19 protein-coding genes and 1 pseudogene are annotated in these 22742 nt (G+C 63.0%); 14 read left to right on the top strand and 6 right to left on the bottom strand.

Translation table 11 applies throughout. The annotated features are described in order from the left end of the window. Nucleotides 1-53: 53 nt before the first annotated feature. Nucleotides 54-1330: pseudogene (locus C4J89_RS03300) on the bottom strand (acetyl-CoA C-acetyltransferase). A 105-nt stretch (nt 1331-1435) separates the two neighbouring features. Here C4J89_RS03300 and C4J89_RS03295 point away from each other — a divergent pair. The 4 genes from C4J89_RS03295 (at nt 1436) to C4J89_RS03280 (ending at nt 7556) form a co-directional block, all read left to right on the top strand. Then, nucleotides 1436-2788: a 3-oxoacyl-ACP reductase gene (locus tag C4J89_RS03295; protein ID WP_124413756.1), complete on the top strand. Its 1353-nt coding sequence runs from the start codon at nt 1436-1438 to the stop codon at nt 2786-2788. A gap of 2 nt (nt 2789-2790) precedes the next feature. Continuing rightward, the gene (locus C4J89_RS03290) at nt 2791-3639 is read left to right on the top strand and encodes a MaoC/PaaZ C-terminal domain-containing protein (RefSeq protein ID WP_124413755.1); all 849 of its coding nucleotides are present in this window, start codon (nt 2791-2793) and stop codon (nt 3637-3639) included. A 299-nt stretch (nt 3640-3938) separates the two neighbouring features. After that, nucleotides 3939-5687: a collagen-like triple helix repeat-containing protein gene (locus tag C4J89_RS03285; RefSeq protein ID WP_124413754.1), complete on the top strand. Its 1749-nt coding sequence runs from the start codon at nt 3939-3941 to the stop codon at nt 5685-5687. 186 nt (nt 5688-5873) lie between these two features. Then, nucleotides 5874-7556 carry a ShlB/FhaC/HecB family hemolysin secretion/activation protein gene (locus C4J89_RS03280; RefSeq protein ID WP_124413753.1) on the top strand — a complete coding sequence of 561 codons (1683 nt, stop codon included), beginning with the start codon at nt 5874-5876 and terminating at the stop codon, nt 7554-7556. A gap of 59 nt (nt 7557-7615) precedes the next feature. Here the strand turns inward: C4J89_RS03280 and C4J89_RS03275 are convergent, their stop codons facing one another. Next, the gene (locus tag C4J89_RS03275) at nt 7616-8029 is read right to left on the bottom strand and encodes a response regulator (RefSeq protein ID WP_124415990.1); all 414 of its coding nucleotides are present in this window, start codon (nt 8027-8029) and stop codon (nt 7616-7618) included. Between the two features lie 31 nt (nt 8030-8060). After that, nucleotides 8061-8252: a Flp family type IVb pilin gene (locus C4J89_RS03270; RefSeq protein WP_124361123.1), complete on the bottom strand. Its 192-nt coding sequence runs from the start codon at nt 8250-8252 to the stop codon at nt 8061-8063. Between the two features lie 325 nt (nt 8253-8577). Between C4J89_RS03270 and cpaB the strand changes: the two genes are divergently transcribed. Genes cpaB through C4J89_RS03230 form a run of 8 tightly spaced genes read left to right on the top strand, consistent with a single transcriptional unit; the run spans nt 8578 to nt 15993 of the window. Further along, the gene (gene cpaB, locus C4J89_RS03265; protein WP_124413752.1) at nt 8578-9504 is read left to right on the top strand and encodes a Flp pilus assembly protein CpaB; all 927 of its coding nucleotides are present in this window, start codon (nt 8578-8580) and stop codon (nt 9502-9504) included. Between the two features lie 15 nt (nt 9505-9519). Beyond that, nucleotides 9520-10740 (top strand): type II and III secretion system protein family protein, encoded by a 1221-nt coding sequence (locus C4J89_RS03260; RefSeq protein WP_124413751.1) that lies wholly within the window; start codon nt 9520-9522, stop codon nt 10738-10740. Next, nucleotides 10737-11933 carry a pilus assembly protein gene (locus C4J89_RS03255; protein ID WP_124413750.1) on the top strand — a complete coding sequence of 399 codons (1197 nt, stop codon included), beginning with the start codon at nt 10737-10739 and terminating at the stop codon, nt 11931-11933. Before C4J89_RS03260 ends, C4J89_RS03255 begins: the two co-directional genes overlap by 4 nt. Beyond that, on the top strand, nt 11930-13192 hold the full coding sequence (locus C4J89_RS03250) for a CpaF family protein (protein ID WP_124361119.1): 1263 nt from the start codon (nt 11930-11932) through the stop codon (nt 13190-13192). Before C4J89_RS03255 ends, C4J89_RS03250 begins: the two co-directional genes overlap by 4 nt. A 19-nt stretch (nt 13193-13211) precedes the next feature. Next, the gene (locus tag C4J89_RS03245; protein WP_124413749.1) at nt 13212-14093 is read left to right on the top strand and encodes a type II secretion system F family protein; all 882 of its coding nucleotides are present in this window, start codon (nt 13212-13214) and stop codon (nt 14091-14093) included. A 1-nt stretch (nt 14094) separates the two neighbouring features. Then, nucleotides 14095-14988 (top strand): type II secretion system F family protein, encoded by an 894-nt coding sequence (locus C4J89_RS03240; RefSeq protein ID WP_124413748.1) that lies wholly within the window; start codon nt 14095-14097, stop codon nt 14986-14988. A gap of 10 nt (nt 14989-14998) precedes the next feature. Further along, on the top strand, nt 14999-15721 hold the full coding sequence (locus C4J89_RS03235; protein WP_124413747.1) for a tetratricopeptide repeat protein: 723 nt from the start codon (nt 14999-15001) through the stop codon (nt 15719-15721). A gap of 2 nt (nt 15722-15723) precedes the next feature. After that, on the top strand, nt 15724-15993 hold the full coding sequence (locus tag C4J89_RS03230) for a DUF3613 domain-containing protein (RefSeq protein ID WP_124413746.1): 270 nt from the start codon (nt 15724-15726) through the stop codon (nt 15991-15993). 149 nt (nt 15994-16142) lie between these two features. On the opposite strand, the gene C4J89_RS03225 is transcribed toward C4J89_RS03230, so the two are convergent. Next, complete coding sequence (locus C4J89_RS03225) at nt 16143-16916, bottom strand: response regulator transcription factor (protein ID WP_124413745.1); 774 nt, start codon at nt 16914-16916, stop codon at nt 16143-16145. A 125-nt stretch (nt 16917-17041) separates the two neighbouring features. Continuing rightward, a complete protein-coding gene (locus tag C4J89_RS03220) occupies nt 17042-17512 on the bottom strand; it encodes a prepilin peptidase (protein ID WP_177413022.1) in 471 nt (156 codons plus the stop codon). A 75-nt stretch (nt 17513-17587) separates the two neighbouring features. Between C4J89_RS03220 and C4J89_RS03215 the strand changes: the two genes are divergently transcribed. Both C4J89_RS03215 and C4J89_RS03210 read left to right on the top strand, forming a co-directional pair. Then, nucleotides 17588-18028: a TadE/TadG family type IV pilus assembly protein gene (locus tag C4J89_RS03215; RefSeq protein ID WP_124413743.1), complete on the top strand. Its 441-nt coding sequence runs from the start codon at nt 17588-17590 to the stop codon at nt 18026-18028. Then, the gene (locus C4J89_RS03210) at nt 18025-20757 is read left to right on the top strand and encodes an ATP-binding protein (protein WP_124413742.1); all 2733 of its coding nucleotides are present in this window, start codon (nt 18025-18027) and stop codon (nt 20755-20757) included. The genes C4J89_RS03215 and C4J89_RS03210 overlap by 4 nt, the downstream gene beginning before the upstream one ends. Here the strand turns inward: C4J89_RS03210 and C4J89_RS03205 are convergent. Then, on the bottom strand, nt 20754-22736 hold the full coding sequence (locus tag C4J89_RS03205) for a pilus assembly protein TadG-related protein (protein ID WP_124413741.1): 1983 nt from the start codon (nt 22734-22736) through the stop codon (nt 20754-20756). The genes C4J89_RS03210 and C4J89_RS03205 overlap by 4 nt on opposite strands. Between the last annotated feature and the right edge of the window lie 6 nt (nt 22737-22742).

Genomic DNA, 22742 nt, shown 5'->3' with positions numbered 1-22742 from the left:
ACCGACCTCTGGCCCACGAAGAATGCATTCAATATGCCAATTTTACCCGGCAATCAACGTTCGATAATCGCCGTCACACCCTGCCCCCCGCCGCACAGATCGAAATCAAACCACGCCCTTTCCCTGCTGCATCCAGCAACTTGGCCAGGTTGGCGACGATGCGCCCGCCGGTCGCGGCAAACGGGTGCCCGGCGGCCAGTGAGCTGCCTTTGACGTTCAGACGGCTGCGGTCGATGGCGCCCAGCGGCGCATCCAGGCCCAGGCGCGTGCGGCAATAGTCGGCATCTTCCCAGGCCTTGAGCGTGCACAACACCTGAGCGGCGAACGCTTCGTGGATCTCGTAGTAATCGAAGTCCTGCAGCGTCAGTCCGTTCCTGGCCAACAAACGCGGTACGGCGTACACCGGCGCCATCAGCAGGCCTTCGGCACCGTGGACGAAATCCACCGCCGCCGCTTCGCCATCGCGCAGATACGCGAGGATCGGCAAGCCGCGCTCGTTGGCCCAGGCTTCACTGCCCAACAGCACCAGCGAGGCGCCATCAGTCAGCGGCGTCGAGTTGCCGGCGGTGAGCGTGCCCTTTTCACTGCGCTCGAAAGCAGGCTTGAGCGCGGCGAGTTTTTCCAGGGTCAGGTCAGGGCGCAGGTTGTTGTCGCGGGTCAGCCCCAGAAACGGCGTCAGCAAATCGTTGTGCCAGCCCTCGGCGTAGGCGGCGGCCATTTTCTCATGACTCTCCAGGGCAAGCTGGTCCTGCTCGGCGCGAGGAATCTGCCAGGTCTGCGCCATCAGCTCGCAGTGCTGGCCCATGGACAAGCCGGTGCGCGGCTCACCGTTGCGCGGCAGTTCTGGCTTGAGGTGCTGCGGACGAAGCTGTAACAAAACTTTTAGCTTATCCACCATGGACTTGCTGCGGTTGGCCTGCAGCAAAATCTTGCGCAGGCCTTCATTGACGCCAATCGGCGCATCGGAGGTGGTGTCCACCCCGCCGGCAATACCGCATTCGATCTGGCCCAGGGCAATCTTGTTGGCCACCAGAAATGCCGCCTCAAGCCCGGTGCCGCAGGCCTGCTGCACGTCGTAGGCCGGGGTTTGCGGTGACAGGCGCGAGCCGAGTACGCATTCGCGGGTGAGGTTGAAAGCGCGGGAATGCTTGAGCACCGCGCCAGCGGCCACCTCGCCGAGGCGCAGGCCGTGCAGGTTGAAACGTTCGATCAGGCCTTCCAGGGCAGCAGTGAGCATCGCCTGGTTACTTGCCGTGGCGTAGGGGCCGTTGGAGCGGGCGAAAGGAATGCGATTACCGCCAATGATCGCCACACGGCGCAATTGAGTCATGGAAAGCTCCCTCTGTCTGTTATGGGCTTGATCAGTGAGCCTAGTCGAACGACTGCTACCCTGGGATGGTCCACCTTTTGAACCCCAGTCTTCGGAGAGCGTTCCATGTCAGACCGTTATATCGACTTCGCCAACTCCAGCCTCGGCCATCGCCTGGTCGCCGCCCTTGGCCTGCCGTCGCCGGTACGCCTGGAACGCTGGCAAGCCGGGCGCCTGCGCCCGGTGGAAGGTGCACTGCTGCTGGGCGGTGGCACGCTGGCAACTAAAGTGTTGCCGTTTGCCAACAAACTCACCGATGCCGTCTACAGCTACGGTGCCGAAGCGCTGGACGCGCCGGCGTGGATTCCAGGCCACGGTCCCAAGCTCAAGGCTGTGGTCTTCGACGCCAGCGCCTTGCAGCACACCGATCAACTCAAGCAGCTACGTCAATTTTTTCAGCCCTTGCTGAAAAACCTCGCTCACAGCGCCCACCTGGTGATCCTTGGCCGCACGCCGGAAAGCCTCAGTGACCCGTTCGCCGCCAGCGCCCAGCGCGCCCTGGAAGGGTTCAGCCGCTCGCTGGCCAAGGAACTGCGCAGCGGCGGCGTGCTGCAGTTGCTGCTGGTGGACCAAGGTGCCGAAGATCAGCTGGAAGGCGCACTACGGTTTTTCCTGTCGCCCAAAAGCGCCTATATCTCAGGGCAGGTGATTCGCCTGCAGGCCTGCGCCACGCCGGTCGAAGACTGGACACGTCCGTTGGCCGGGCGCAAAGCCCTGGTGACCGGCGCTGCGCGTGGTATCGGCGCCTCCATCGCCGAGACCCTGGCCCGCGATGGCGCCGAGGTGATCCTGCTGGATGTGCCCCAAGCCAAGGCCGACCTCGACGCCCTGGCCGCCCGCTTGAATGCGCGTACTCTCACGCTGGATATCTGCGCCGAAGACGCCGCCGCCCAGTTGATCGAACACCTGCCCGATGGCCTCGATATTCTGGTGCACAACGCCGGCATCACCCGCGACAAGACCCTGGCCAACATGACCCCGGAATACTGGGACGCGGTGCTGGCGGTCAATCTCAATGCGCCGCAGGTGCTGACCAAGGCGCTGCTCGACAGCGGCACCCTGCGCGACAATGCCCGCGTGGTGCTGCTGGCTTCCATCAGCGGCATTGCCGGCAATCGCGGGCAGACCAACTATGCGGCGAGCAAGGCCGGGCTGATCGGTTTGGCCCAGGCATGGGCACCGCTGCTGCAAACGCGTGGGATCAGCATCAATGCCGTCGCCCCCGGTTTTATCGAAACCCAGATGACCGCGCATATTCCGTTTGCCCTGCGTGAGGCCGGACGACGCATGAGTTCCCTGGGCCAGGGCGGTGTGCCGCAGGACGTGGCCGAAGCCGTGGTCTGGCTGAGCCAGCCGGGTTCGGGTGCCGTCAGCGGCCAGGCGCTGCGGGTGTGTGGGCAAAGTCTTCTGGGAGCGTGAATATGCAATGGCAGACACTGGACAGCACGCCGTATCTACCGCCGCTGTACTGGCGTGCGGCGCTCAAGCGCAAGATCACCGGCAGCGCACTGCCCGAGCACGGCCTGCGCTGCCAGGTTCGCGTCGACCCCAGGGCTGTGGCGGCGTACCGCAAGGTTTGCGGTTTTGCTGACAGCCCGATGCTGCCGGCGACCTATCCGCATATCCTCGCGTTCGGCCTGCAGATGCAACTGCTGACCGACCAGGCGTTCCCGTTTCCGTTGCTGGGGTTGATCCACCTGAGCAACTGCATTCGCCTGCATCGGCCCCTGGGCAGTGTGAGTGAGCTGAGCGTCGGGGTGTACACCGGCAACCTCAAGCCCCATGCCAAAGGCGCGACCTTCGATGTGGTGACCGTGGTCGAGGATGCCCTTGGGCTGCTCTGGGAAGCTGAAAGCACAATGTTGTGCCGGGGCGTAAAGCTCGAGGGCGAGACCGAGGAACGCACGTTGGTAATTGACGCAGCCCTCACCGAACTCACGCGCTGGAAAGCCCCCGCCGATATCGGTCGCCGCTATGCTCACGTATCCGGCGATTACAACCCGATTCATCTCAGCGCAATGACCGCCAAGCTCTTCGGCTTTCCCCAGGCGATTGCCCACGGGTTGTGGAACAAGGCCCGCACGTTGGCGGCCTTGGGCGAGCAACTGCCGGTGGCCAATGTCGAAATAGCCGTTGAATTCAAGAAACCCGTGCGCCTGCCCAGCGAAGTGATTCTGATGACCAGCGGCGCCGGTTTAACTGGCGAGTTGGTGTTGAACGGCGCCGGTAACATCCAGCATATGCTTGGAGAGTGGCGACCGATTGCCTGAGAGACACTGATTAATTGTATATATACACCTTAAGTTATAGCGGACCCGACCGGGTCCGCTACTTTATTTAACCCTTTGATTTACAACTAAAAGGCAGCCAGCGTTATTTTAATTTATAACGTTCGTATTAGCGCTTAAGACGACCAAGACCTTATGTATATAAATCGTTAATACCAAGTTGAGATTGCGAGAAAACCGGCCCGGGTCTGTGATAGCCACACGGACAAACGTATCGCTAGCCAAAGAAATAGCGAATGTTTGAAACAACCAAGGTTGTACCAGGTGCAAGGAACTCAATCATGAAAACTCAAGTCGTGTTTTGGAAAGCAAGTACCGCGCTGGCGTTGATTCTGGCCATGAGCCTCGGCGGCTGCAGCAGCGGTGGTGGCGGGCATAAATCAAACGTGGCGGCGTCTTCGCCGGATGCTGGTGCAGGTGCTGGTGGCGGTACGGGTGGTGGCACTGGCGGCGGCGACGGCACTGGCGGTGGAACCGGTGGCGGTATCGGCGGTGGCACTGGCGGCGGTACTGGCGATGGCACCGGTGGCGGTACTGGCGGTGGCACTGGCGGCGGTACCGGTGGAGGTACTGGCGGGGGCACTGGTGGCGGAACCGGTGGCGGCACTGGCGGTGGCACTGGTGGCGGAACCGGCGGCGGCACTGGCGGTGGCACTGGTGGCGGAACCGGCGGCGGTACCGGTGGCGGCACTGGCGGCGGCACTGGCGGCGGCACCGGTTCGACAACCACCCCACTCGTCACTGGCCAGATCGCCGGTACCCTCGGTACCACCGTGGGCAATGTAGGCGCAGCGGTGGGTGACCTCGGTTCGACCTTGAACGGTGTTCCCATCGTCGGCACAACCGCTGGCGGCCTGGTCACCTCGGCCGGCACCGCCGTGACCAGCATCGGCACTGGCGTGACGGCGGGCCTGGGCTCCCTGGGCACCAACAGCAACTCCCTGGGCATCACGGTCGCGGGTGTCGGCACTGGCGTCGCCGATTTGGGCGACGGCTTGTCGGTCACTGGCAAATCGCTGTCGACCACCCTCGGCGGGGTTCCCGTCGTCGGCGGCTTGACCGCAGGCGTGGGCGGTGCAGTCGGTGGTGTAGTGGATAAAGTGGGCACTACGGTGACCATGCTCGGCGATACCCTCAGCACGGCCAGCACCACCGGCCCATTGGGTTCCCTGACCGGCACCCTGGGCGGCAAAGTGCTGGTGCCGGTGGTGTCGCTGGTGGAAAACACCACCGGCAACCTCGGCAACGCAACCGGCCTGGGCACGCCCGTCAACGGCCTGGTGGATAAACTGGGCGCCACCGTCACCGGCCTCGGCACCCAAGTCGCCAGCACCGGCGGCGCAGGCAACCCTGTGACCACGATTGTCGGCAGCGTGCTGACAGGCGTAGGCGGCACACTCGACAAGTCCGGCGGCTATGTCGCGCCAACCGGCGGCGCCGCAGCACCCGGCATACCGGAACTGGTCGGCGGCCTGGTGAACAACGTCGGGACCGGCCTGAACGTCGGCAACACCAACGGCACGGTCAGTGCAGCCGGGGTGACCGGCGGCGCATTGGGCAACACCATTGCCTCCGTGGGTACCGTGCTCGGTGGCACGGGTGTCGCCAACACGGCAGCCACTGCACCGGTCGCAACGGTTGCAGCCAACGTAGGCGCTGCGCTGAACCCAGTGACATCGGGCGTCACCGCACTGACGCAAAACATCGGCACCACCACCGGCGTCGGTACTCCGGTCAACGGCCTGGTGACCCAAGTCGGCGGCGCCGTCAGCAGCCTGGGCACTAACCTCACCACCGCCAACGCCAACCCGGTCACCACGACCCTGGGCACCACGGTAACCGCCGTCGGCAATACCGTAAGCTCGGTTGGTGGCCTGGTCACCGGCGGCACCGGCGGTACCAGCGGTGGCCTGCTCGGCGGTCTGAATATTGGCGCCACAGCCCCCGCCACAGGCACTGCACCCACCACTGGCGGCACGGCAACAACGGGAGGCCTGGGCGGCTTGCTGAACGGCCTGAGCGGCAAATAGAAATGCACCTGGCCGATTAGACGGCCTCCCCTACAGCGCCTACGCTTGGTTGAGACGAGAGACCCTGACTAAGTCTCTCGTCTTTTTTAGGGGCCGCTGCTGGATATAGATACCCAGCGCCTCCCGAACCGCGCCCCAGAGCCCGGCAGGCCCGAAACGCTGCTGCAATTGACCATGGAGTGTCCTATGCGCGTGTTGACCCCGTTGTTATTGCTTACCCTCAGCACTTATGCCCAGGCCGAGGCCCTTCCCAGCTTCCTCAACAGCAACGACACCATCCGCACCCTGCCGGTCCCCAACCTGCCCGCCGACGCCTATCGACCGTCCACGCCGCAAACCCAGGTGCCAGAAACGCCACCCACTGCGGGCCAGCCGTTGTTGATGGACACCAAGGTCACCATTGGCAAGCTGCAGATCGAAGGCGGCACGGTGTACCCGCTCACCGAGACGGCCCAGGTCTACGCGCCGTTGATTGGCCATGAGACCAACCTCGCGCAACTGATCGAGGCCACCCGTGGCATCACTCGTCGCTACCAGCAGGACGGCTACCTGTTGTCCTACGCGTTCCTGCCGCAGCAGACCTTCGAAAACGGCTTGGTCCGCGTGGTGCTGGTAGAAGGCTACATCAAGGACTATCAACAAACCGGTGAGATCGGCTCGGTGTCGGCCTACGTCGACAAACTCGCGCAAAAACTCCTCGCCGAACGCCCACTCACGCGCAAGACCTTCGAACGCTACACCACGCTGATGAGCCGCATCCCCGGCCTCACGGTACAGGCACAAGTGCCGCCGCCGGGCACCACCGATGGCGCCACGCACATGCAGATCCAGGCCAGCCGCAAACCCTTCACCACCAGCATGAGCCTGGTGCAGAAAAGCCGTGGCGGCACCCAGGCGTTACTCAGCGCAACCAGTAACGCTCAAACTTCAATGGGCGAACAGCTCAGCCTCAGCGGGTTGTTCCCACCCGGCGAAGACAAAGAGCACTACTACCGCGTGGACTACAACCAGTTCATCAATACCGAGGGCACCCAACTGGCCCTGGCCGCCGAGCGTTATCGCGCCGACCCCAGCAGCAGCGTGCAATTGGACGGCGGCTTCGAACTCAAGCCACACCAGTCGATCGATCGCTACTCCATCGGCCTGAGCCACCCCTTCATTGCCTCACCCACCGAGTCGCTCACCCTGGGCACGCGCCTGTACGCGGTAGACCAGACCACCCGCTATAAACTGGTGGGCTACCCGCTGCGCTTCGATATCGAATCCAATCTGCGCGCCCTGGCCTTCGAGGGTGACTGGCGAAAGGCCGACGCCAGGCAGTTACGCATCCTCAGCGGCGGCTTGTATCAAGGTATCGACGGTCTGGGCGCCAAGGCCCGCAGCGACCTGGACGTGGCCAAACCCGATCTCGATTTCTTTCGCCTGCGCCTGTCCGGCGTGCAAAGCAACAAGTTCTTCGACAACTGGCAAGGCGTGCTCTCAAGTGCGCTCTACTGGAGCAACAACACCCTGCCCGACAGCGAGCGCGCCACGTTTGGCGGGCAGAACTTCGGCCGTGGCTACCCCGATGACCAAGGCTCGGGCGACAAGGGCTGGGGCGTGGCGTATGAGGTCAACTACAGCTTCAACCGGGCCGGCGATTGGGTGAAGGTGTTGCAACCCTACGTGGTACTGGACCGCGCCAAGGCCTGGTTCAACGAACTGCCGGTCAAGGCCAGCGACATGTCCTCGGCGGCGGTGGGTCTGCGCTTTGGCGATAACAAGTACTACAACATCGCCCTGGAAGCCGCCAAGCCGATGTCGGACATCGCTATGGACAGTTTCAACCGGCGGCCGCGGTATACGTTGAGTTTCAGTTATCAGCTGTAACGAGAGCGTCAAGTTACAAGCCTCGAGCTGCAAGAGGGGCAAGGTGCACCATTTGCCGCTTAAGGCTTGAAGCTCGTAGCTGCTCTTAGGGGAAACAAACTGTTCAACGTATCGAGCAGCCGCGCGAGGTAGATGGGCTTGCGAAACAAGTCCAGTACCTGCAGGCGCAGCATGTCGCTGACGTCATCCATCTCCGCATGCCCCGACATGACGATCACCGGCAGATGGGAGCGGGAGGTGTGTTCGCGCAGGCGCTTGATCAAGGAGATACCGCTTTCCTCAGGCATGCGCAGGTCAGTGATGACCAGAGCAATATCGGGATGCAAGGTGAGTTCCTGCAGCGCGAACGTCACGGAGGTGGCGGTAAAGCAAACGAAGCCCTCGTTCTCCAGCGACTCCGCCAGTTCAACGAGGGCATCTTCTTCGTCGTCCACCAACAGGATTTGTTGGCGGGGAGAGACAGCAGCATTCATGAGCACGACCTGATCAATCAACAACGGCAACTCATGGGGAAATGGCAGTACCGATCCTGGTAAAGAAGGCCGTGATCTGAGGCCCCAGCGTCGTTCCGGCGGCGAGTACCACCAGCGCCACAATCGCCACCAGTATGAGGTACTCGATGGCTGTCGCGCCGTCTTTACGATGGAACAGCAATTGGAGTTGAACGTGAAGCTTCATCAGCAGAGCAAGGACCATAACACTTCTCCTCAGGCGACCAAGCGCCGTATCCCGGTAACGCACAGTGATTGCGATGTGCCATCCAAAGCATTGCCAACAAAGCCCAGCCTCACAACTGTAAGAACTGATTAGTCCTAAAGTAGTAGTTGCTCTTCTGACGCCGTAAATGTGTGTTTTTAAAGGACACGTCCTGCTCCCTGAAGAAAACTTTCTCTCAGTAATGGCATTTTGTCCTAGCTCAACTACCGTCAAATAGCGAAATAGTTAGTCACCGTTCAGCCGGGTTGCGCAAGTAGCCTGTTGGACAGACGGGCTGTGGGGCAACGGGAAAAGGAGAGCCGTCATGAACACGCGTCTGAGCATGGTACTGGCCGCTGTGTTGTTGGTCGGTGCGTTGTTTGCCGGTTACTGGGGGTTGGTCCTCAGCCGTGAGCCTGCTGCGGCGCCACCACCGCCACAGGCTGCTCCCGTCGAAAAAGCCGTCGCTGTGGTGGAAGACCCGACCCGCCAGTCGGTGGTCGTGCTGGCCCACGATGTGCCTCCCTTCGTTGCCCTGACTGCTGCTGACCTGAGCCTCGAAAAACTGCGCACGGTCCCGGCCGGCAGCATGAGCCGTATCGACCAGGCGGTTGGCCGTACCCCGTGGCGGGCGCTCGGCGCGGGCACCTGGCTCAACGAGGAAAGTTTCACCCCGGGCGGGCCGCTGGCGCGGATGATCCGCGCCGATGAACGCGCCCTGGCCGTCGCCGTCGATGAAGTGATTGGCGCCGCCGGCCAGTTGAGCCCTGGCGACTATGTGGACGTGCTGCTGTACCTGCGTCAGGACGCGGCCAACCTTGAACAATCGGCCCAGGTGGTGATCCCCGCCGTGCGCCTGCTCAGCGTCGGCGACCAGATGGGCCTGACCAACGACGGCACCCCCGCCGCCCCTCCCGCGCTGACCGCCGAAGAAAAAGCCCAACGCCATGCGCCCTCGCGCACGGTGGTGCTGGCCGTGCCCGAACAATTGCTGAGCCGGTTGATGCTGGCCACCCAGGCCGGCACCTTGCGCCTGGCCGTGCGCAGCGCCGACGAACGCCTGTTGAGCCACTACTGGGCCGGCGCAGACGACGCGCCGGGCAATCTGCAGAACGCTAACCGCGACCTCTATCAGTTCACCCAACTGGCCTTCGCCCAGACCCCCAGGAAAGTGGCCCAGAGCAGCGCCCCGCGCCGTGCTGGCGTCGAGGTGATACGCGGCAATCAAGCAACTCAACAAACCCCCGACTGAACAAGGATGCTGTGCATGAACCGACGTTTCATACCGGTGTTCACGCTGAGAATTACCTGTGCGTTGCTGCTGTCGCACCTGTCCATCGGGCTGGCCATGGCGGCTGCGAGCAATTGCGCCAACCTGGCTCAACTGCCCGCCGCGTTGTCCGTAGGCGAGGGCCTGCAACAGGAACTGCAATCGCCGGTGGCCATAACACGCCTGGCCATTGGCGATCCGAAAATCGCTGACGTTCATCTCAATGGCGATCGGGGTTTCCTGCTGACCGGCGTCGGCCCCGGCACCACCAGCCTGATGGTGTGGACCGCCTGTTCGACCACCCCGCGCCAGAGCATGGTGTTCGTCAAGGGCAAGGCCAATACCGCCTTGACCAGTCTTTCGCTGTCGCCCGCCGATGATCCTTTGCTGCCCAGCCAGGTACAGACCGATATCCGCTTCGTCGAAGTCAGCCGCACCAAACTCAAGGAGGCCAGCACCAAGATTCTCGGCATCGGCAACAACTTCTTCCTCGGCAGCCCCAACTTGCTGTCACCCACGCCCGGCACGTTCAAGCTGCCGGTGAGCACCGACAACTTCAACATCGGTTTTGGCGGCGGCCGCGTCTCGGCGATGATCAACGCCCTGGAAAGCAGCGGCTTTGCCTACACCCTCGCGCGACCGAGCCTGGTGGCCATGAGCGGGCAAAGCGCAACCTTCCTCGCCGGCGGCGAAATACCGGTGCCGGTGCCGAGCAGCGGCAGCGATACCATCTCGATCGAATACAAGGAATTCGGCATTCGCCTGACCCTCACCCCGACCGTGATCGACCGCAATCGCATTTCCCTCAAGGTGGCGCCGGAGGTCAGCGAACTGGATTACACCAACGCCGTGGTCATCGAAAACATCCGCGTGCCGGCCCTGACCATTCGCCGCACCGATACCAGCGTGTCCCTGGCCGACGGCGAAAGCTTCGTGATCAGCGGCCTGATCAGCAGCAACACCACCACCAGCATCGCCAAGTTCCCAGGCCTGGGGGACATCCCGATCCTGGGGGCGTTCTTTCGCGACTCGTCGGTCCAGCGCGAGGACAAGGAACTGCTGATGATCGTCACGCCGCACCTGGTGCAACCGCTGGCGGCCAATGCCCGACTGCCGGCGCTGCCCGGTGAAAAAATGCGCAACTACGACCCGAACTGGTACCGCCTGTTCTTCCTGGAAAACGGTAATTTTGACCGCCTCAACGGGTTGTCCCAATGAGCGATCACCTGAGCCAGACCTTCCTGGCAATTACCCGTAATACCACCGACCTCGAATGGCTGCAGGGCGCGCTGGCGCCCCTCGGCCAGGTGGTCAGCGCCGGCAGCGGCACCCTGGATGAGCTGCTGGCCCTGGTCGATGTGACCTTCGCCAACCTGGTGTTCATCGGCCTCGATCGCGAGCATCTGGTGGCCCAGAGCGCGCTGATCGAAGGCGCACTGGAAGCCAAGCCGATGCTGGCGATCGTCGCCCTCGGCGACGGTATGGACAATCAGTTGGTGCTCAACGCGATGCGCGCCGGCGCGCGGGACTTCGTCGCCTACGGCTCGCGCTCCAGTGAAGTCGCCGGGCTGGTGCGCCGCCTGAGCAAGCGCCTGCCCGCGGTCACCACTCACACCCATCTGGGCGGCCTCTCGGTGCTGTACGGCACCCAGGGCACTTCCGACGGCGCGCTGCTCACCAGCCATCTGGCGCTGGTGGTGCAAAAGAGCGGCCAGCAGACGCTGTTGCTCGACCTCGGCCTGCCACGCGGTGACAGCCTGGCGCTGCTGGGCCTGGAAAGCTCGTTCAACTTCGGCGATGCCCTGCGCCACCTGAGGCGGCTGGACGCGACCCTGATCAACAGCGCCTTTACCTCAGCTGAAGACGGCCTGCGCATGCTTGCCTACGCGCCCAACGATGAGCTGCTGGAGCACACCAGCGCCGCCGAGCTGTATATGTTGCTCAGCGCACTGCGCCAGCACTTCCAGCACATTGTGGTGAACCTGGTCGGCCAGCCGGACAGCGACGCCCTGCGCACCTTTGTCAGCCATTGCGACAAGCTGCTGTGGTGCACCGACCAGAACGTGCTGGACTGCCGGCGCAACCTGGCGGTGCTGAACCATTGGCGCGAAAAAGGCATGAAGCTCGAACACGCCAAGCTCTTGATCGATGGCTACCTCAAAGGCTGCGCGCCTGACGCCGAAGCGCTGGGCAAAAGCTTCGGCCTGGAAGTGATTGCGGTGTTGCCATTGAGCGCGGAGCTACGGCTGAACGCCAAGAACCAAGGGCAAACCCTGTTTGCGCTGGCGCCGCGCGAAGCCCTGACGCAAGGGCTCAAAACCCTCGGCGAGCGCCTGGCAAAACGCTCACATGACCCCACCGCAAAACCGCCCAGCCGTTGGCTGGAGCGTTTGCTGGGAGCCGCTAAATGAGCAGTGAAAAACTCTTCGGCGCACCCGCACGCGGCGCGGCTGGCAACACCGATCACGACGGTTTGAAGCTGGTGCTGCATCGCTACATCATCGATGCCATCGAAGAATCGGGGCTGAACCTGCTGGAAGGCTCGCGCCAGTCCCTGGCGCAATTTGTCATCGACAAAGTGGCCGAATACATCAACCGCATGCACCTGGCGATCTCGCGCTACGAGATGGAGCGCCTGGCCGAAGAAATCGTCGACGAACTGACCGGCTTCGGCCCGCTGGAAGTGTTGCTGCGCGATCCGTCCGTCACCGAAATCCTGGTCAATGGGCCGCACCGGGTGTTTATCGAACGTGACGGCTTGCTGCATCAGAGCGACCTGCGCTTTATCGACGCCCACCATGTGGAGCGCGTCATGCAACGCATTCTCGCACCGCTGGGGCGGCGCCTGGATGAGTCATCGCCGATGGTCGATGCGCGCTTGCCCGATGGCAGCCGGGTCAATGCGATCATCCCGCCGATTGCCCTGGACGGCCCCTGCCTGTCGATCCGAAAGTTTCGCAAGGACATGCTCAAAAGCAGCGATCTGGTGGCCATGCAGACCATCGACCAGAACATCTTCGACTTCTTCCAGGAAGCGGTAGGCAAGCGCTGCAATATCCTCATCAGCGGCGGGACCGGCACCGGTAAAACCACACTGCTGAATATTCTCAGCCAGTTGATCAACCCCCATGAACGCCTCGTCACCATCGAAGACGTGGCCGAATTGCAATTGGGCCATCCCCATGTGGTGCGCCTGGAAACCCGCCCGCCGAATGCCGAGGGGCATGGCGAGGTCAAGGCCAGCGACCTGATCCGCAACGCCCTGCGGATGCGCCCCGACCGCATCATTCTCGGCGAGATTCGCGGGGTGGAAGTGCTCGACGTACTGACCGCCATGAACACCGGCCATGACGGTTCCATGAGTACCGTGCACGCCAACAATGCCGCCGACGCCCTGCTGCGTCTGGAAACCCTGGTGGGCCTGACCGGCCGCATGATCGCAGAAAAAACCCTGCGGCAAATGATCTGCGCGGCGCTGGATGTGGTGGTGCAACTGACCCGCCTGCCGGACGGACGTCGTTGCGTCAGCGAAGTAGTCGAAGTGGTGGGCATCCGCGAAGACGTGTACGTGACCAACACCCTGTTTCGCCATGACCGGCGCACCGGCTTCGGCTTCGTGCGTGAAGCGCTCAACCCGGCCGGCGACAAACTGCGCCGCGAACCGGTATAGCCTTGAGGGGGAATCAAGCATGACCGGGGCCATCCTGCTACTCATCTGCCTGATCCTGATCGGCCTGTCGATCCGCTCGTTCCAGCATGGCTTGCGCCGTGCCCAGACCGAACGCGTGCTGGGCCGCCTCGCCGAAGGCCAGCCGCAGCTCGCCGAAGAAAACGATTCGTGGAATCGCGTGGAACGCATGTTCCTGCGCGCAGGCCTGGGCAAACCCAGCGAAAGCCTGGGGCTGTGGCTGACGGTGTGGGGCCTGGGCGCGGTGCTCGGGTTGATCGTCGTCAGCTGGGTCGGCCTGCTGGTGATGCTGGTGCTGCCGCCGGTGCTGTTGCGCTTGTACATCGCCTGGCGTTATCAACGCCGCATCACGCGCATGATCGAACAGCTGCCGCAATTGCTCGACCACACCGTGCGCAGCCTAAAGGCCGGGCGCACCCTGGCCGATGCGGTGCTGGGCGGGATCGACGTGGCCGAAGACCCGCTGAAAAACGCCATGGGCCGAATCCAGCGCAACGTGCAACTGGGAGTCAGCCTGCCGGAGTCCGCCCACGACTTCGCCGAATTCTATGAGCGCGACGAGTTGCGCTTGTTCGCCCTGGGCTTGAAGGTCAACCACCGCTATGGCGGCAATGCCAGCGAGCTGTTGGAAAACCTGATCAAGATGATCCGCGAGCGCGAGCAAGCCGCGCGCCAGTTACGCGCTCTGACCGGCGAAACCCGGGTGACCGCCTACGTGCTCACCGCGCTGCCCATTTCCATGGTGGGCTACTTCCTGGCGGTCAACCCCGCCTACCTGATGACCATGTGGAACGACGGCACTGGCCGCATGCTGTTATTCGTGGCCCTGGGTATGCAGGTGCTCGGCTGCTTCGCCCTGTGGCGCATGTTGCGGAGCGTATGAGATGGCTATTTCGCTGCTGATCAGCGCCGTGTTGTTGCTGGCCGCCCTGGCGCTGCTCCTGGCCAACCTGGTCAAACATCGGCGTGGTCAGCGCCTGGTTGCCCAACGCCTGCAGGGCCAGTTGGGCCGCGAACACCGCCTCGGGGCGATGATGCGCCAGTTGGGCAACAGCCCCCTCGCGCAACGTTCGGTCAGCCTCGACAACGAAACCCAGACGCTGCTCAACCGCATAGGTTGGCGCACCGCCAGCCAGCGCTCGATGTTCGCCGCCTTCCAGATCGGCACGCCGGTGCTGCTGTTGGTCGTGGCCCTGATCGCTCAGCCGTTGCTGTTTCCTGAAAGTGGCTCGCCGTGGCTGCTGCCCCTGATCGCGCTGGGCGTCGGCTACCTCTTGCCCAAGCGCATCCTGGCCAGCGTGGCCAAGGCGCGTCAGCTGCGGATCTCCCAGGAAGTCTCGACCTTTATTCCGTTACTGCGGATCCTGTTCGAATCGGGCATGGCGGTCGAACAGGCGTTGCGCGTGTTGAGCATTGAAGCGCAACACCTGCTGCCGACCCTGACCCATGAGCTGCGGCTGATCCTGAACCGGGTCGACTCCGGCCTGGAACTCAGTGAGGAACTGGGCACGACCGCCAGGCTGCTGGCCGTGGATGAGTTCACCGACACCTGCATCATCCTTCAGCAACTGATCCAGCAGGGCGGCGGCGCGATGAAGTCATTGCTGGCGCTCAAGCAATTGCTCGACGACCGACGCCTGACACGCATCCAGGAATTCGTGTCGAAGATGTCGGCGAAAATGTCGGTGGTGATGATGGTGTTTTTGTTTCCCGCCTTGCTGATCGTGCTCGGGGGGCCGGCCTTCATCGGTATCACCCGGGCGTTGAGTAACCTATGAGGAGCGCCCGATGAAAGCCTTGATAGCTGCTTTGAGCCTGTTGCTGCTGGGAGGGTGCGCCACCAATGGCCAAACCCCATGGGGCGCCCTGACGGCCCCCGGCAGTTGCCCCAAGCCTGGCGCCGAACACGAGTTGTCGTTGAGCCTGGCCGATGAAATGGCCAACGACGGCAAACTGCACGCCAGCCTGGCCAACCTGCAGAGTTTGCCGGCCAGTCTGCCCCAGGTGCGTCTGCGCCAGGCCAAGGCTTATCGTTTGCTCGGGCGCAGCGAGGCAGAGCCGCTGTACCGCAGCCTGCTCGGCACCTGCATGGCCGCCGAAGGCGAACACGGCCTGGGGCAACTGGCCTCGGCCAAAGGCGACAACGCCCAGGCCATGGCCCACTTGCAGCGCGCGGCGCGGCTGGCGCCCACCGACGAGAAAATCCGCAATGACCTGGGCGTGGTGTACCTCAACCAACTGCGCCTGGACGACGCGCGGTTTGAATTCATGACCGCCATGGAACTCAAGCAAAGCGACCCACTGGCAGCGATCAACCTGGTGACGCTGCTGATCTATCAAGACAACTGGAAGCAGGCCGCGCAGGTGGTCAGCCAGATGGGCCTGGGGCCCGAACAAGTCACCGAAGCCCAGGCCCGCGCCGAAAAACTCAAGGCTTCAAGCGCGACCGCCGCCAAGGCCAAGGACCAGATCGCCAGAGTCAGCGACGCCAACAGCAACCCGAGGAATTGATGATGAAACTGCCTTATCTCGCAAGCCTGGCCGTGCTGGCCTTGCCGCTCGGTGTCATGGCCATCGAGCCCGGCCCATCCTCGCCGCAGCAGGCCGCCACGGAGAACTGGCTGGCGTTGCAGGTCAGCGGGACAGCCGCGTCGGCGACGCCACAGTCAGCCTCCGCCACCGAACGCGACGTGGCCGCCCAGCGCTGGGTGGACAGTTTCAAGCATGAGATTCCGGAGTTTTTCGAGCAGAAGATCGGCGGGAAAACCCAAGGGGACAACTGAGTGGTGAGGGTGCCTACGTGGTGATCGTTCCCACGCTCCGCGTGGGAATGTAGCCCGTGACGCTCTGCGTCAGCTGTGCGCATTACCGAGGTGGGCGCGACGCGGAGCGTCGCAGGAGGCATTCCCACGCAGAGCGTGTGAACGATCACTCAGTGAGCCGTCACCCGCTGGCGCAGCGTCGAATTACTCGGCGATAACGCCAGCGCCAACTGCGTACGGTTGTGCATATGCGTCAGCCGCAGCACTTGCGACACATACAGCTTGACGGTGTTCTCCGTGATGCCCAGCTCGCAGGCAATCTGATAGTTGGTCTGCCCTTTGCCAACCAGCCTGGCCACATCCAGCTGACGCGGTGACAGCTGGTTGAATATCGCCGGAATTTCCACCGGCCCGGTTTCTTCCGTCGTGGCCTCTTCACCCTTAGGATTGCGGCGCACTTTATCGAGGTCCTGGTACAGGTCGTTGATCGACTCGGATAGAAATTGCAGCTTCTGGTTCAGGTTCCCCAGTTGCAGGTCGCTCTTGCGCTCTTGCAACGCGGCTAGCTGGCGCTGCAAACCTTCCAGCAACTCGTCCAGATTGATCGGCTTCTGATAGTAGTCCGCGATCCCGGCGCGCAGGGCCTTGATCACGTCCTGTTTGTCGGCGCGCCCGGTCAGCATGATCGCCTCGAAGACCCGCTGCCGGCCGGCCACTTTTTGCAGGGCCTGGACCAGTTCGATGCCATCCATCTCCGGCATATGCAGGTCACACAGCACCAGGCCGATCTCGGTGTCTTCGCTGAAACGTGTCAAGGCTTGCTGGCTGGACTCACACGGCACACAACGCAACCCGCTGCTTTCAAGAAATTCGCAAAGCTCTTCCACGATCAACGGCTGATCGTCGACCACAAGCACTTTTACCGCAGAATTAAGCTTGTCCACACGCTACTCCATGCCTGGCAGCCAAAAGATTGACCCATCCTTAACCACGAATATTCCTATACAACGCTTTATTAAACGTAGACGTACTTTCCAACTATGTACATAGCGTTAATCCCTTCCGTCATTCAATGAATCCAAAACCAGACAAGCGCAAATCCGACCAGCAAAAACGGCGCAAACGGCAGTTTTTTTGACGGTGCGGGCGCAAGGTGCCCCAGGCAAGCCGCAAGCCGTTGACTCATAAGCGGCCAGAGCCTTGGCGCCAGCAACAGCCACAGCCCGCTCGCCACCGCTGCGCCGATAAACGAGCCCAACAAATACTCGGCATCCGACACCAGGGCCAAGGCCGCGAGCAGCTTCACATCCCCAGCGCCAAGACGGCCCAAGGCGTACCCCGGCAAGGTCAACAGCAGCGCCAGAATAAACGCCCACAGACCTTCGCCGACGGAGGCACCGAGCCAGGTGCTGCCGGTCCAGAACAGGTAGATCCCCGCCAACACCGCAACGCCCAGCGTCAGGCGATTGGCGAGCAATCGCTGCCGCGTGTCCTGCACTGCGCAAAGCCCCAACCACAACAGCACCACCGCACCTTGGATCACGTAAAAAACATCCCTTTTTGCCGATTGATTCTATGCTGATATCAAGTAGTAGCCGTCAGGGTAGACGCGGTGATGAAAACTAGCCTCCCCCACAAACAGAAAGGCACGGCCGCGATTGAGTTCGTCGCGGTGTTCGTGATGTTCTTCGCCGTGTTCTACGGCATGGTCAGCTATAGCCTGCCGTTGCTGTTATTGCAGTCGTTCAACCAGGCCACCGCCGAGGCCGTGCGCCTGAGCGTGGGGCTGGACCCGGCCATGCCGGGCTACAGCGCTGCGGTACAAAGCACCGCCAAGAGCGCGATCAGCGAACGTCTGCGCTGGATCCCAAACGCCTATAACTTCAACGCGGCGACGCAGGTCAGCACCACCTTCGTGGGTGGCCTGCTGAAGGTGCAGATCAACTACCCCTCGGCCAATCTGCAGGCGGTGATGCCGTTCATTGTGCTGCCCGGCATTGGCAGCGTGCCGCAGTTGCCGGTGACGCTGCAGGCACAGTCGAGCCTGCAATTTTGACCTCCGGGGACAAACTGTTCGGGCGCTTGCTCGGCCGGGGCAGCGCGCTGGCGATCGCGCCTGCGGCGGCGCCCTCGGCCGGTTTGCAGGTGCTGTTGGATGCCCAAGGTCGAGTGCTCGATATCAGCGGCACACTGCGCTCACACCTGGCGCCCTTTGCCGCAGGGACGCCGTTGCACGCTTTGCTGTGGGCCCATAGCGCCCTGGCAGTGGAGGGCGTTCCCGCTGACTGGCAGCGCCATAGCCTTGACCTGGATTTCCAGGGCAGCGCCGGGCAGGTGCTGCACACCCGTGGCAGCCTTGAGCCTGACGACCAGGGCTGGCGCCTGCATGCGGTGGATATCGGCGATTTGCTTCACGGGCGGCAACTGGCCGAGCAGCGCGAACAGAATCAGCAATTGGCCAGCCAGGTCAGCGAGCAACTGCGCGTGTGCAGCCTCAGCCGACTGCCCGATGTGTTCAACGAACAACTGTGCAGTGTGGCGCAGCGCTGGAAAATCCCCTGTATCGCCCTGGCGCTGCTCGATCAAGAGGACCAGGGCTGGATGATCTACAGCCAATACGCCCAGCATGACGCGCCGCTGTTCTGGCACCCCGGCCAGCGCCTCGGGACCTGCCTGGACAGCCTCAACGGCACCACCCCATTGAGCCTGCAGGCACTTTACGGGCGCGGTGAACACCCACGCTTGCACAGCGTGTTTGGCAATGCAGATGGGTTCCTCGTGCCCTACCGCGATAGCCAGGGCGTCGCCGCGTGGTTGCTGTGCGGGGCCTACAGCGGTGAACCCGACACCCGCGAGCGTGACTGGCTGAACCTCGCCGCCGCCCTCGCCGCCCCGCTGCTCAGCCGCCTGCGCGAACACCGCCATCATCTGCAACTGGAGCGCCAGGAAGCCCTGCAGGGCTTGCTGGGCACCGGCTGGTGGGAGTTGCTGCCCGCCAGCGACGAGATCCAGCTGGCGCCGCAATTGCTGCGCAACCTGGGCCCCGAAGACGGCCCGACCCGGCAAGCCCTGGACACCTGGCTCAACCTCATCCACCCCGCTGATCGCGAGGAATTGCACAGCCGCCTGCGCGACCTGCAAGCCCTTGGCAAACCCTTGCTCGCCAGCGTACGCCTCAACCGTGGCGACAGCGACCAACCACCCACTTGGTACCGCGTGCAGGGCCAGGTGCTGGGCGCGGGTGAGCAGCGCCGCTGGATCGGCTTCATGCTCGACATCAGCGACATCAAAAACCAGCAACTGCAAGCCGACGCAGCCCATGCCCGTTTGGATAACCTGATCGCCAGTTCGCCGGCGGTGATCTACGTACAGCGCTACGTGAACGGTGCCTTGCAGCCGGTGTTTTTCAGCGACAGCCTGCTGCCGCTGCTGGGCCGCACCCTCGCCGAATGCAGCCACGACAGCCTGGTGCAATGGGTCCACCCGCAAGACCGTGACCTGTATTTTCAGCGCACGCGCCAACTGTTGCGCGAAGGCAGCGTGCGCAGTCGCTATCGGGTCCAGGATAAACAGGGCGACTACCACTGGCTGCTCGACGAGGCCAAATTGCTGCGCGACGACCTCGGCCTGCCGGTGGAGGCGGTTGGCCTGTGGCTGGACGTCACCGAAGCCACGTTGGCTGCGCAACAGGTCAAGGCCAGCGAAGAGCGCTACCGCATCCTGGTGGAAGACTCCCCGGCGATGATCTGCCGCTACCGCCCGGACCTGACCCTGACCTTTGGCAACACGCCCCTGGCCAATTACCTGGAATGCCGGCCCGGGCAATTGCCGGGACTGAACCTGGGGCACTGGCTGTCGGCCGAGCAACGCGCGGCGTTTGTGCTGCGCATCCAGCAACTGACCCCGGAATTTCCCGTGAGCACGGCGGAAATCAGCCTGCAACTGCCGGGGCGCGAACATGCCTGGTGGGTGTGGTCGGACCGTGGCGTGTTCGACGAGCACGGCCATCTGGTTGAAGTGCAGGCCGTGGGCCGCGACAACACCGAAGTGCGACGCGCCCAGCAGCAGCTGACGCAAAGCGCGAAAATGGCCACCCTCGGCGAAATGGCCACCGGCCTGGCCCATGAGATCAACCAGCCGCTGAACGTGATGCGCATGGCCGTCGTCAACGTGCTCAAGCGCCTGGGCAATGGCGACGTGCAGGTCGACTACCTGACGGAAAAACTCCAGCGCATTGACGCGCAGGTACAACGCGCGGCGCGCGTGGTGGACCATATGCGCGTGTTCGGCCGCCGCTCGGAAGTCGAGCAGCAGCCCTTCGACCCGGCGCACGCGGTGGAAGGCACCCTGTCGCTGCTCAGCGAAGGCCTGCGCGGCAAAGGCGTGGAGGTCAAACTGACCCAGGCGGACGGTTCGGTGCAGGTCACAGGTTACGCCGACCAGCTGGAGCAAGTGCTGATCAACCTGATGGTCAATGCCCGCGATGCGCTGTTGAGCCTGAAGCAAAAGCAACCGGACCTGCGCCCCTGGATCGCAGTGCACACCGAACACGACAGCCGCCACGTACGCATCTGGGTCGAAGATAACGGCGGTGGCATTGACCCGCGTTTGCTGGAACGCATCTTCGAGCCGTTCTTCACCACCAAGCCGATTGGCGTGGGCACCGGGCTGGGCTTGTCGGTGAGCTACGGCATCGTCGAAAACATGGGCGGACGCCTCAGCGTCAGCAACGGCGAGCACGGCGCGCGGTTTTGCGTGGAACTGCCCAGGGCCAGCGACGTTTAAATCACCAGGTAAGCTTCGCCGGCCTGGCCGCAGCTCAGGTTGGCGCCCACGGTCACGCTTGCCAGGCTGATGCCCAGGCTGTTCAACAGGTTGTTGAGGACCGGGTTGAGCAATGGGCTCAGGGCATTATTCAACACGGGCGTCACAAGGGCGGAGACACCGCTGAGCAACGACACCGTGCTTGCGATCACGCTTCCCAAAGGGTTGCTCCCCACGGGTCGATAAGCCGTGATGCCGACGCCATTGAGCGCGGCGGAAAGGCCACTCACCAAATTTGCAGCCGGCACAGCCGATTGATAACTGGGCGCAAGCCCCACATCAGGCGGCGTGGCGAACGGTGTGGTGCTGGAAAACACCAGGTTCTGCTCACTGTTGCTGCCCGCCACAGTGCTTTGCAGGTTGATCGCGATGCCGCCGCCAGCAAACGCCACACGCGGGTCACAACTGCCGATGCCAAGGATCTTGTGGCAGGTCTTGATGCCGATATCGACCAGCGGCAGAGGCGCCACGCTCATCGGCAGGGTGGAAGAAAATGCGTTGCTGATGTTGCCGACATTCAACGACGCGATCGAGCTGATGGTGTGGGCGGTCAGGCTTTTGGTGCCCGCGCTGCCCGTAGGGCAGGTGTAGCCGGTGACATAAGTGCTGGCGCCGCCGGCATCCAGCACGATCTTGAGCGGCACGTTACCCGGCACCGCAATGATGTCCAGTTGTTGGCAACCGGCGCCCAGCAGGCAAAATGCCGAGTTGATCGTGGTCACCAGGTTCAGGCTCAGCAGGCCGTTGAGCAGCGGCGTCAGCGGCCCCACCAGGTCATTCACCGCCGTGGTCAAGCCGGCCACGCTGTTGAGCACCGGCAAGCTCACCGTTATCTGCGTGCGCAGTTGCGCAGTGCGCACAAAAATCCTGTTCGGGCCCAATGGGTTGGCCGCCGCGAGCATCGGATTGCCAATGGCCGACAGCTGCGGCGGCTCGATCACTTTGACCTGCGTGGTGACATTGGCCAGCCCTAACACGTTGATGGGTAAGGTCACCGCCGTCCCGCTCTGGCTGCCGGCCAACTGCACCACGCCCTGGACCAGTTGGAACACCTGCAGGTTGGCATTCAGCGCAGCAGCGGTGGTGCCGGTCTGCACCTGCAGGATTGTGCCGACGGTCAGCGGCACCGGGTTGGTCGCCGCGACCTTGATAATGCCCAGCGCGGTCACGGCATTCGCCGTCAACGGGCTGTTACCCAGCACGCTGATGGCGGCTTGAAGCAACTGCGAGGCGGTCACTGTGGTGTTGAGCAACTGGGTGTAGTCACCGGCGGCCACGTGCAGGTCGAGGGCCAACTGGTCGAGGTAGCTGAGCATATTGATGTTGCTGTCGAGCAAGCCATTCCAGCCGAGCACCGACACATTGACCGCGCCGCCGAGCAACCCGCTGAACACCGCGTTCAACGAGCCGGCGCTGGCGGTATCGACGCTGGTCAGGGTGCTTTTGATGCTCAACTGGGCCATCGGTGGCGTGGGCTTCGCCGCCACGGCCTTAGCGGTCAATTGGGTATTGAGACTGACCGGGGTACCGGAAAACAACGACCACACGCCGCCGGCGACACTGGTGGTGACGGTTTTGCTGACCACCACTTCGATCGCCGCTGACAGCGCCGGATTGGCCGCGAACACGCGCTGGCCGGACGCGCCGGTGGTCACGGCGCCACAACGGATGACCAAAGTATTGCCGTTACCCACCACGAATTGATTACGAGCCACGCTTTGCGCCGCATACGCCGCTGCGCTCAGGCCGGCCGCGCAAGTGCCGTCGCGGCTGACAGCTTCCAGCGCTGCCGTGTCCGCCACCCCTTGCAGCCTGCGCTTTTCCAGGTAAAGCCGTCCGCTGTCGACCGCCAGCAACGTGAACGCCAACACCACTGCCAACACACCGACCGCCATCAAGCCGATGGCGCCGCGTTGCTTGCCATGAAGTCGGGGAGACATCGAGCA

This window comes from Pseudomonas sp. R4-35-07, from assembly GCF_003852235.1.
GTDB lineage: Bacteria > Pseudomonadota > Gammaproteobacteria > Pseudomonadales > Pseudomonadaceae > Aquipseudomonas.
Note: the sequence above shows the minus strand (reverse complement) of the source record. Positions and strands in the feature narration are given on the sequence as shown.